The organism is Tahibacter caeni, assembly GCF_024609805.1.
Lineage (GTDB): Bacteria > Pseudomonadota > Gammaproteobacteria > Xanthomonadales > Rhodanobacteraceae > Tahibacter > Tahibacter caeni.
The window spans coordinates 1-10,094 of record NZ_JANFVR010000171.1 but is presented as its reverse complement, the minus strand read 5'-3'; the positions used below and the strand labels follow the sequence as shown (position 1 = coordinate 10,094).

8 protein-coding genes are annotated in these 10,094 nt (G+C 68.9%); all 8 read left to right on the top strand.

The annotated features are described in order from the left end of the window. The first annotated feature begins 86 nt into the window (after nt 1-86). Complete coding sequence (locus tag NON22_RS14600) at nt 87-803, top strand: type IV pilus inner membrane component PilO (RefSeq protein WP_257387680.1); 717 nt, start codon at nt 87-89, stop codon at nt 801-803. Next, the gene (locus NON22_RS14595) at nt 803-1,348 is read left to right on the top strand and encodes a pilus assembly protein PilP (RefSeq protein WP_257387679.1); all 546 of its coding nucleotides are present in this window, start codon (nt 803-805) and stop codon (nt 1,346-1,348) included. The genes NON22_RS14600 and NON22_RS14595 overlap by 1 nt, the downstream gene beginning before the upstream one ends. A gap of 23 nt (nt 1,349-1,371) precedes the next feature. Then, on the top strand, nt 1,372-3,630 hold the full coding sequence (locus NON22_RS14590) for a type IV pilus secretin PilQ (RefSeq protein ID WP_257387678.1): 2,259 nt from the start codon (nt 1,372-1,374) through the stop codon (nt 3,628-3,630). A gap of 81 nt (nt 3,631-3,711) precedes the next feature. Beyond that, entirely contained in the window at nt 3,712-6,441 is a 2,730-nt protein-coding gene (locus tag NON22_RS14585) for an Ig-like domain-containing protein (RefSeq protein ID WP_257387677.1), read from the top strand. 134 nt (nt 6,442-6,575) lie between these two features. Continuing rightward, nucleotides 6,576-7,766: an EAL domain-containing protein gene (locus NON22_RS14580; RefSeq protein WP_257387676.1), complete on the top strand. Its 1,191-nt coding sequence runs from the start codon at nt 6,576-6,578 to the stop codon at nt 7,764-7,766. A gap of 227 nt (nt 7,767-7,993) precedes the next feature. Then, a complete protein-coding gene (locus NON22_RS14575; RefSeq protein WP_257387675.1) occupies nt 7,994-8,989 on the top strand; it encodes an AAA family ATPase in 996 nt (331 codons plus the stop codon). 7 nt (nt 8,990-8,996) lie between these two features. Then, on the top strand, nt 8,997-9,965 hold the full coding sequence (locus tag NON22_RS14570) for a DUF58 domain-containing protein (RefSeq protein WP_257387674.1): 969 nt from the start codon (nt 8,997-8,999) through the stop codon (nt 9,963-9,965). Further along, the coding region (locus NON22_RS14565) for a DUF4381 family protein (RefSeq protein WP_257387681.1) at nt 9,965-10,094 on the top strand (130 nt) is incomplete at its 3' end. The genes NON22_RS14570 and NON22_RS14565, both read left to right, overlap by 1 nt.

The window sequence follows — 10,094 nt, the reverse complement described above, 5'->3', positions numbered from 1 at the left end:
GCCAAGCCGGCCGCGCCCGCCGCGGCTGCTGCGCCGGGTGCCGCGGCCGCGACGCCGCCGCCGGCCGCACAGGGAGCCAAGCAGCCATGAAGCTCTCGGATTTCCGCGACCTCGATTTCCAGAATGCGGGCAATTGGCCGCAGGGCGTGAAGATGACGTTCTGCGTGCTGCTGTTCCTGGTCATCTGCCTGCTCGGCTGGTACTTCCAGATCCGCGGCCAGCAGGAAGACCTGGAAGGCAAGCAGAAGCAGGAAAGCTCGCTCAAGCAGGACTTCTCGATCAAGCAGGCCAAGGCGGTCAATCTCGAGGCGCTGCGCCAGCAGCTCGAGGAGATGAAGGACATGCTGCGCCAGATGCTGCTGCAGCTGCCTAGCCGGACCGAGATGCCGGAGCTGCTCGTCGACATTTCGCAGACCGCGCTGTCCTCGGGCATCGAGAACGATCTGTTCCAGCCCGGCGCCGAGCAGATCAAGGAGTTCTACGCCGAGAAGCCGATCACCCTGCGCATGGTGGGTTCTTACCACCAGTTCGGCGCGTTCATCAGCGGCGTCGCGTCGCTGCCGCGCGTCGTGATCCTGACCATGCACGACGTGTCGCTGCGGCCGCAGCCGACCCAGGCCACCGCTGCCGGCGCCAAGCCGGCGCTGATGAACGGACCGCTCGCGCTCGAGGGCACGGTCAAGACCTACCGCTACGTCGACGACGACGAGCAGGCCGCCAACGCGCCGCCGGCCGTGCCGCCCAGGCCCGGTGCCGCGCCGCCGCCGAAACCCGCTGCCGGCGGACACGGGGGGATGCAATGATGAAGCTGCAATTGCGACCGATCGTCGCGTCCGCACTGGTCATGCTGACCCTTGCCGGCTGTACGGCCGGCCGCCGCGATCTCGAAGACTGGGTTGCCGCCGAGAAGGCCAAGAAAGGGGCGCCGATCAGTCCGCTGCCCGTGGTCAAGACGTTCGAGACCTTCGAATACAAGAGCCAGGACGCGAGCGGCCAGGAACTGCGCGATCCGTTCAGTGCGAGCGCCGAAGAGCGCCGCGAGGAACAGCTGGCGGCGGCCGGCAACGGCGAAGGGCCTGACCGCAACCGCCCGTCGGAACTGCTCGAGAAATACCCGCTGGACGGTTTGTCGATGGTCGGTACGCTCGGCATCGGCGACGCGATCGAAGGACTCGTGAAGGACCCGGAAGGCGTCGTGCACCGCGTACATAAAGACAATTATCTCGGACAAAACTACGGCCGTATCACGACGATCGCCGAAGACCGCATCGAACTCGTCGAGCTGGTTCCCAACGGGGCCGGCGGCTGGATGGAACGCCAAGCGTCGATCGCGCTTGGTGACCAATAAGAGGCCCATTGGGGGTAACTTTCATGACTACGACAGCTGCCAACAACCTGGGACGTAAGTCCGGTCCCCTGACCCGCCTCTTGCGCTGTTGCCTGCCGGCACTGATGCTCGCGGCGTCGCTGGGATCGGGTGCGGCCAACGCCGAGAACGTGCTCGAGAAGATCGGCTACAACACCTTGCCGGGCGGCAAGGTGGAAATCACGCTGCAGCTCGCGAGCCCGCCGAGCGATCCGCAGATCTTCACGACCGACACGCCGCCGCGCATCGCGCTCGACCTCGCCGACACGCGCAGCGGCCTGAGCCAGCGCAACGTCGAGATCAACACCGGTTCGACGACTGCCGTTTCCGCGGTCGAAGCCGCCGGACGCACGCGCGTCGTCGTCGACCTCGTCCGTCCCTCGAGCTACGAGAGCAAGATCGACGGCCGCAACCTGGTCCTGACCGTCGGCAACGGCGTCACCGGTTCGGCGACCGCGACCGCGATGGTCACGAACGATCCGACCAAGTCCATCGCCGCCCGCGACGTCGAGGTGTCCAACATCGACTTCCGCCGCGGCAAGAACGGCGAAGGCCGCGTCGTCGTGACGTTCTCCGGCGAAGGCGCGACCACCGACGTCAAGCGCGAAGGCGACAACATCACGCTCGACCTCTACAACGCGCGCCTGCCGAACAATCTCGCGCAGCGCCTGGATCTGCTCGATTTCGCCACGCCGGTGCAGTTCATCGAAGCGCGCTCGCGCGGCAACGGCGCCCGCCTGGAGATCTCGGCCAAGGGCCCGTACGAGCAGCTCGCCTACCAGTCCGGCAACGAATACGTGCTCGAAATCGCGCCGAAGAAGGCCGACGCGGAAAAGAAGAAGGACAGGAACGCCGAGCCCGAGTACGTCGGTGCGCGCGTGACCTTCAACTTCCAGGACATCCCGACGCGTTCGGTGCTGCAGCTCATCGCCGACGTGTCCGATCTCAACATCGTCGTGGCCGACACCGTCGGCGGCAACGTCACCCTGCGCCTGATCAACGTTCCGTGGGACCAGGCGCTGGATCTCGTGCTCCAGGCCAAGGGCCTCGACCAGCGTCGCCGCGACAACGTGATCTGGGTCGCGCCGCAGAAGGAAATCGCCGAGCGCGAACAGGCGCTGGAAGATGCCCGCATCGCGCTGGAACAGCGCGTCGAGCTCGACTCGGCCTACATCAAGGTCAGCTACGGAAAGGCCAAGGACATCGCGGCGCTGCTGGCCAGCCGCATCACCTCGGGCGCGAGCAGCGGCAACACCAGCTCGTCGTCGGCGGATCAGTCGCGCGGCTTCCTGTCGCCGCGCGGTTCGGTCACGTTCGACGAGCGCACCAACACGCTGCTCGTCAACGACACGCCGGAGAAGATCCGCGAGATCCGCGACCTCGTGCTGACCCTGGACCGTCCGGTGCAGCAGGTGCTGATCGAATCGCGCATCGTCATCGCGAACGACGATTTCGCCAAGGAGCTCGGCGTGCGCTTCGGCGTCAGCGGCGGCTACGAGGACAGCAACGGCAACGTCGTCGCGCTGTCGGGCAACCAGGTCGCCGCCGACACCATGGCCAACGTGGCGCTCAACAACCGTTTCAACGGCGATCGCGGCACGCCGGTCAGCGCGCCGGGCGTGATTCCGGGCGGCATCGCCGTGCCGGCGCTCGGCAATCGCCTCGGCGTCAACATGCCGGCGGCGACGCCGGCCGGCAGCTTCGGCCTGGCCATCCTCGGCGCCGACTACCTGCTCGATCTCGAGCTTTCCGCGGCGCAGACCGAAGCGCGCGGCGAGGTCATCTCCAGCCCGCGCGTGATCACCGCGAACCAGCAGGAAGCCGTGATCAAGCAGGGCCAGGAAATCGGCTACGTGACGTTCCAGCAGGGTTCCGGCGGCGGCGCTGGTCAGGCGACGGTGCAGTTCAAGGACGCCGTGCTCGAACTCAAGGTCACGCCGACGATCACCAACGACGAGCGCGTCGTGCTCGCGCTGAACGTCAAGAAGGACAACATCGCGGCACTGGTGCCCAACCCGGGCGGCGGTTTCGTACCGCAGATCGACAAGCGCGAGATCAACACGACCGTGCTCGTCGACGATGGCCAGACCGTGGTGCTCGGCGGCGTCTACGAAGTCGAAAAGCGCGACGACATCAAGAAGGTGCCCTTCCTCGGCGACGTGCCGGGTCTCGGCGCTTTGTTCCGCAACAAGAAAAACAGCAACGAGAAGGCGGAGCTGCTGATTTTCGTGACTCCGCGCATTCTCAACGAAAGTCTGAAATAACGCTTGAGCTCGCATACGTCCGGCCGACAGCCGGGCGTTGCGGCCCTGGACGCGATGCTATTGCGAGCTTGGAGAGACGACATGAGAGCCTTTAATCGATGCCTCGGTCTGCTGGCGGCCAGCCTGATGCTGGCCAGTTGCGGCGGCGGGGGCGGCAGCGGCGGGGACGGCGCGTTCCAGCCGACGCCCAGCGGCACCTTGACCATCACGGCGACGGCCAGCCAGCTGCCGCTGAACCGCGACAACGTCGGTCCGTTCTTCGGTTCGCCGTTCATGTCCGAGCTCGACATCACCTGGCGCCGCGCCAACGGCGATCTGGTCACGGGCCAGGAAGTCGCCGTCGCGATCAACCCGGTGTCGGTCGCCGCGTTCTCGACCTTGGACGATCCGAACACGCCGGCCCAGTTCGACGCGAACGGCAATTATCTGCGCGGCAACGAGTTCCTCGACCTGCTCGGCAGCGGCCCGGTCGACGTGACCGGCGGCCACGCGACGATCTTCGTGCATTCGTCGGATCAGGCCGGCGTCGCCACCGTGACCGTGACCGCGCGCGATCCGGCAGCCAACACGACGATCTCCAAGACGTTCGCGATCACCGTCAACAACATCGCGTCGTCGCTGCCGGCTTCGATCGCCGCCGATGCGACGCCGAATCATGTCTACCTGCAGGAAACCGGCGGCTCCAACAGCACGATCATCAGCGCGGTCGTGCGCGACGGCGGCGGCCAGTTCGTGCCGAATCCGGGCAGCGGCAACACCGCCTACAATAACGTCCAGTTCGAGGTCGTCGGCGGCGCCAACTACGGCACCATCAGCGCGCTCGGCGCCGGCGGCTCCGAGACCGGCCCGGTCGTCAAGACGCGCACCGTGCAGGGCGTCGCTTCGGCGTCGTTCCGCGCCGGCTCGATCCAGGGACCGGTGCAGGTCCGTGTGACGGCCGACCGCGCCGACAACAACGTCGACAACGGCATCAGCGATGCACTGACCGTGACCGAAAGCATCGTCGTCTCCGACGGCAAGCTGTTCAGCCTTGCAATCACCTCGCCGACCCAGGAGGCGATCACGACCGGCAGCATCACCGGCACGGTCGGTCCGAACGGCACCTATACGCTCGTGGTCAGCGCGCTCGCGACCGACCGCCAGGGCAATCCGGTTCCCGCCGGCACCAGCATCCGCTTCGGCGCGATCGACTCGCCGCTGACCGGCTTCCCGAACGAGGGGCCGGGCCAGTTCCTGATCTTCGGTGCCGACGGCGACCCGCAGGAAAGCGGCACCTTGTTCACGTCCCAGACCGGCTGTTTCACGGGCTTCATCAGGCCGCCGACCGCCGTGCCGCGCTGCGCCAGCACGGGTCCGGGCGAACGTCCGGGGCCTGGCGACACGCTGCTGGTGTTCGGCGATCTCGTGCCGGGCAACCGCGACCTCGAGAGCGCGCGCACCGTCTCGTCGATCAACAACTCCACGAGCCTCAACGTCTCGGTGCCGTTCAACCGCAACGACGACTCGGGCAACAGCATCAACAACGGCTCGATCATTCCGTACGTGATCGGCCGCGCACAGGATGCCAACATCCGCGACAGCGGCAGCTTCAACGGCGGCACGCTCGGCGTCACCAATGCCGACGGCGTCGCGACGGCGGTGCTGAACTATCCGAACAACCGTCTCGGCAAGCTCGTCTACCTGTATGCCCAGGGCGACGGCGTCGGCGTCGCCGGCGGCCTGCGCAAGGTCACCGACATCGGCGCCTACCGCTTCGCCGGCATCGCCGACCTGGAGCTCACGGCCAATCCGGAAGAGATCAGCGGCAACACCACGGCCGCGGTCACGATCTGCGTCATCGACGCGCTCGGCGCGCCGATGCAGGGTCTGGCGATCAATTTCGCCTTCAGCGGCTTCGGTCCGGGCGGCCAGGGTTTCGTCGACGAGGTGCGCGGTTCCGGCGTGGTCCATGACCGCACCGGTGCGAACGGCTGCACGGTCGCGACCGTGCGCACCCTGGGCCTCAGCAGCGAGTCCTCGGGCGGCTCGACGCCGAGCGTGATCTTCTCCGTCGGCGGCTACAGCGACTCCGTGGACATCACCAACAGCGGCAAGGGCTCGCTGACGGCTGCGCCGAGCGCGTTCCGCGGCTCGGGCGGCACGGTCACCCTGACGCTGCGCGACAGCGCCGGCAATCCGGTGCCGGGCGTCATGATCAACACGTCCTGCGAAGGCGACGTCAGCATCGGCACGCCGGCCGGCGTGACCAACGCCCAGGGCCAGACGACCGCCGTCATCAACGACAACGGCCTGAACGGCTACCAGGAAAGCGGCAGCGGCACCTGCACCTTCACCGCGGCGAGCGGCGAGGAAGCCACGGTCGAATTCAGCGGCATCGACCTCTGCGAGGCCAACGTGAGCCCGGCGCCGCCGCCGGAACTCTGCGGCGGCACGACGACGCCGATCCAGCTGACCGTGGTTGCCGAGCCGATGGCCACCGCCGTTCCGAACCCGGTGCCGCCGCCGGCCAGCTACCTCTGCGGCCTGACCGTGTCGAGCAATCCGTCGGGCGTCACCTGCAGCGCGCCGGGCGGCGGCGGCAGCGTGACCTGCAGCGCGCCGTTCACCCAGGGACAGGCCATACAGCTGACGGCCGTCGGAACGGGCGTGGACTGCCCGGCCGCTACCGCACCGGTCACGGGCCTGCCGCCGGCACCGCCGTACAAGCGGTTCACCTTCAGCGGCGGCTGCACGCAGACAGGCCCGGTCGTCGCCACCGTCGCCCTGAACTCGGCCCAGACCTGCAACGTGACGGTCACCGTCACGCCCTGATCCGGATCGCCGATGCAACACCTCCGAGGCCGCCGCAGGGCGGCCTCGGCTTTTTTGGATCCGGCCCGCCGCAAACGCGGGTATCGACGCCTGCCGGCCCCTGCTAGCATCGCCGCAGCACAGGGAGCCGCCCGATGTCAGTCAGCTCGTTCCGCGTCGACGTGCCTGCCGGCCGCGTTCTGTTCCATCAAGGCGACGCGCCGACGTCGGCCTTCCTGCTCGAAAGCGGATCCATCGAAGTCACGACCGCGCAGGGCGCCGAATCGCGCCGCCTCGGCGTGCTCGGTCCCGGCGACCTGCTCGGCGAAATGGCCGTGCTCGACGATTCGCCGCGCACGGCCACGGCGACCGCGCTGAGCGACTGCGTGCTGATGCCGATCGATCGCAAGCAGTTTGCCGAGCGGCTGGACTCGGCCGATCCGGTCGTGCGCGCGCTGCTGCTGAGCCAGATCTCGCGCTACCGCTCGGCGCTGGCGCAGCTGTCGGGGCAGAGCGAGCCGGCCAGCGCGCCGCTGCAGACGCCGCGCAGCAGCGACGCCGCGCTCGCCCTGGACAAGATCCGTCTCGAAAGCCATCTGCGTGAAGCGCTGGACAAGGGCGAACTCGAGGTGCGCCTGCAGCCGATCCTCGACATCGCGCGCAACCGCATCGCCGGCTTCGAGGCGTTGACGCGCTGGACGCATCCGGAACGCGGCCCGGTCTCGCCGGCCGAGTTCATCGCGCTGGCCGAGGAGACGTCGCTGATCGTGCCGGTAGGCGACTACGTGCTCGACCAGGTCTGCGGCGCGCTGCAGCAGCTGCACGGCAGCGGCGACGCGGAGCCGCTGTTCGTCGCGCTGAACGTCTCGGGCCGCCAGCTCGGCGACGCGGCGCTGCTCGACCGCTTTCTCGCGACCCTGCGCGCCCACGACCTGCAGCCGGCCCAGCTCAAGATCGAGATCACCGAGAGCCTCGTGCTCGACTACGCCCAGGTCGACGGCATCATCGCGCGCTGCCACGCGGCCGGCATCAAGGTCGCGCTCGACGACTTCGGCACCGGCTATTCCAACCTCGGCCATCTGCACAAGCTCGAGTTCGACACCCTGAAGATGGACCAGGGCTTCGTGCGCCAGATGCACGAACCGCGCTGCCTCGCGATCGTGCGCGCCGTCGTCGCGATGGCGCATTCGCTCGGCTGCAACATCGTCGCCGAAGGCGTCGAGACGCCGGCCCAATTGCAGGCCCTCGGCGAGCTCGGCTGCACCTACGCGCAGGGTTACCTGATCGGCAAGCCGCTGCCGTTGGACGAGGCGGTGGCGCTGAGCAGAGCGGGGAATCGGGAATAGGAAACAGGGAATCGTTCGCGCAGGAGCAGCAGGGCGGCACGTCTTGCGAGCTGGCTTCGCCCTCACGATTCCCGATTCCCATTCCGGCGCGAACATGACCATCGGCATACGCGACAGCATCCGGCGCGCCGCTGCGTACTCATTGCCTCGAGGCGCGCCGCCCAGCAAACTTTCCGGCCTCCTCGCGGTCCAAGCCGGCCGCTCCGACCCTGTTGGCGAGTGAATCCATGGATCAACCCGAACCGCAGCGTGCGCCGACGCTGATCGACACGTTCCGCGCGCTGCGCGACGACCTTTCCGCGCGCATCATCGGCCAGAGCCATCTCGTCGACCGGCTGCTCGTCGCGCTGCTCGCCGACGGCCATTTGCTCGTCGAAGGCGCGCCGGGCCTGGCCAAGACCACGGCGATCAAGGAACTGGCCAGCCGCATCGAAGCGGATTTCCACCGCGTCCAGTTCACCCCCGACCTGCTGCCGGCGGACCTGACCGGCACCGAGATCTACCGGCCGCAGGAAGCGCGCTTCGAATTCCAGCGCGGACCCATTTTCCACAATGTGATTCTGGCCGACGAAGTCAACCGCGCGCCGGCCAAGGTGCAGTCGGCCCTGCTCGAAGCCATGGGCGAGCGCCAGGTCACGATAGGCCGCACGACGTATCCGCTGCCGGCGCTGTTCCTCGTCATGGCCACGCAGAACCCGATCGAGCAGGAAGGCACCTATCCGCTGCCCGAAGCCCAGCTCGACCGCTTCCTCATGCACGTCGCGATCGGCTATCCCGACGCCGACGCCGAGGCCTCCATCCTCAAGCTCGCGCGCGACCGCGCGCGCGCCGAGCTCCACGCGTCCGCGCCGCCGCCGCAGCGCCTGAGCCAGGCGCAGATCTTCGCCGCGCGCGAGGCCGTGCTCGATCTGCATCTCGCGCCGGCGCTGGAGCGCTACATCGTCGAGATCGTCGTGGCCACGCGCAATGCCGCGCGCCACGGCGAAGACCTCGCGCGCTGGATCGCGTTCGGCGCGAGTCCGCGCGGCACGATCGCGCTGGATCGCTGCGCGCGCGCGCACGCCTGGCTCGCCGGGCGCGACTACGTGCTGCCCGAGGACATCCACGCCGTCGCCGCCGACGTGCTGCGCCATCGCGTGCTGCTGAGCTACGAGGCCGAGGCCGAAGGCGTGCGCGCCGACCAGGTCGTCGCGCAGCTGCTCTCGCGCATCAGCCTGCCCTGAGGCGCCGGTGTCGGTCGTCGCGTCGCAAACGGGTCCGGCCGCGCTGCGCGGCGACGCGGCCGTGCAGGTCGATCTCGACACGTTGATCGCCCAGCGCCTGGCCGCGCGTTCGCTCGTACTGGCCGCGTCGCGCCGGGCCGCGACGGCCCAGGCCGGCATCAAGACCTCGCGCTTCCGCGGCCGCGGCGTCGACTACGTCGAGTCGCGCGGCTACCAGCCCGGCGACGACATCCGCAGCATGGACTGGCGCGTGACCGCGCGCAGCGGCAAGCCGCACACCAAGGTTTTCCAGGAAGAACGCGAGCGCAGCGTGCTGCTCGTGCTCGATCACGCGCCGAGCATGCGCTTCGGCACGCGGGTCTGCTTCAAGTCCGTGCAGGCCGCGCGCGCGGCCGCGCTGATCGCCTGGAGCGCCGTGCGCGGCGGCGACCGCGTCGGCGCACTGGGCTTCGGCAGCGGCGTGACCGGCGAGGTGCGTCCGGCGGGCGGCCCGCGCGGTGTGCTGCACTGCTTGCGCGCGCTGGCCGACTGGGACCTGATCGCGCGCGCCGACCGCGCCGCGCAGGCCGAACCGCTGTCGCAGGCGCTCGAGCGCACGCGTCGGCTCGCGCGGCCCGGCACCCTGGTCATCCTGCTGACCGACGGCTTCAGCAGCGACGAGGCGGCCGAGGCGCCGCTCGCGCGGCTGGCCAGCCACGGCGACGTGCGCCTCGTGCTGTTGACTGACGCGCTGGAACTGCAGGCGCCGCCGCGCGGCCGGTATGCGGTCGAAGTCGCCGGCCAGCGGCGCTGGCTGGATTTCGGCGGCGCCGTGGATACGCGCTGGACCGAGGCGTTCCGCACGCGCCGCGAACGCCTGCTGCAGCAGGCGCGCCGGCTCGGCATAGGCACGCTGATGCTGGACACGCGCGACGACCTGACCCGTTGCCTCGCGCCGCTCGGTCTCGCGCTCGCGACGCGCCGGAGCGCCGGCTGATGGCCGACAACCTGCCGGAACTGCGCGACATCCATCTGCCGGCGCCGCCGCCGCTGTGGCCGCCGGCGCCGGGCTGGTGGCTGCTCGGCGCGCTCGCGCTGGTCCTCGTCGCCGTCGCGTTCGTGCTCT

Excerpts from the sequence above, each read along its gene's own strand:
- NON22_RS14600 (WP_257387680.1), top strand. The coding sequence starts at position 87 with ATGAAGCTCTCGGATTTCCGCGACCTCGATTTCCAGAATGCGGGCAAT.
- NON22_RS14595 (WP_257387679.1), top strand. The coding sequence starts at position 803 with ATGAAGCTGCAATTGCGACCGATCGTCGCGTCCGCACTGGTCATGCTG.
- NON22_RS14590 (WP_257387678.1), top strand. The coding sequence starts at position 1,372 with ATGACTACGACAGCTGCCAACAACCTGGGACGTAAGTCCGGTCCCCTG.
- NON22_RS14585 (WP_257387677.1), top strand. The coding sequence starts at position 3,712 with ATGAGAGCCTTTAATCGATGCCTCGGTCTGCTGGCGGCCAGCCTGATG.
- NON22_RS14580 (WP_257387676.1), top strand. The coding sequence starts at position 6,576 with ATGTCAGTCAGCTCGTTCCGCGTCGACGTGCCTGCCGGCCGCGTTCTG.
- NON22_RS14575 (WP_257387675.1), top strand. The coding sequence starts at position 7,994 with ATGGATCAACCCGAACCGCAGCGTGCGCCGACGCTGATCGACACGTTC.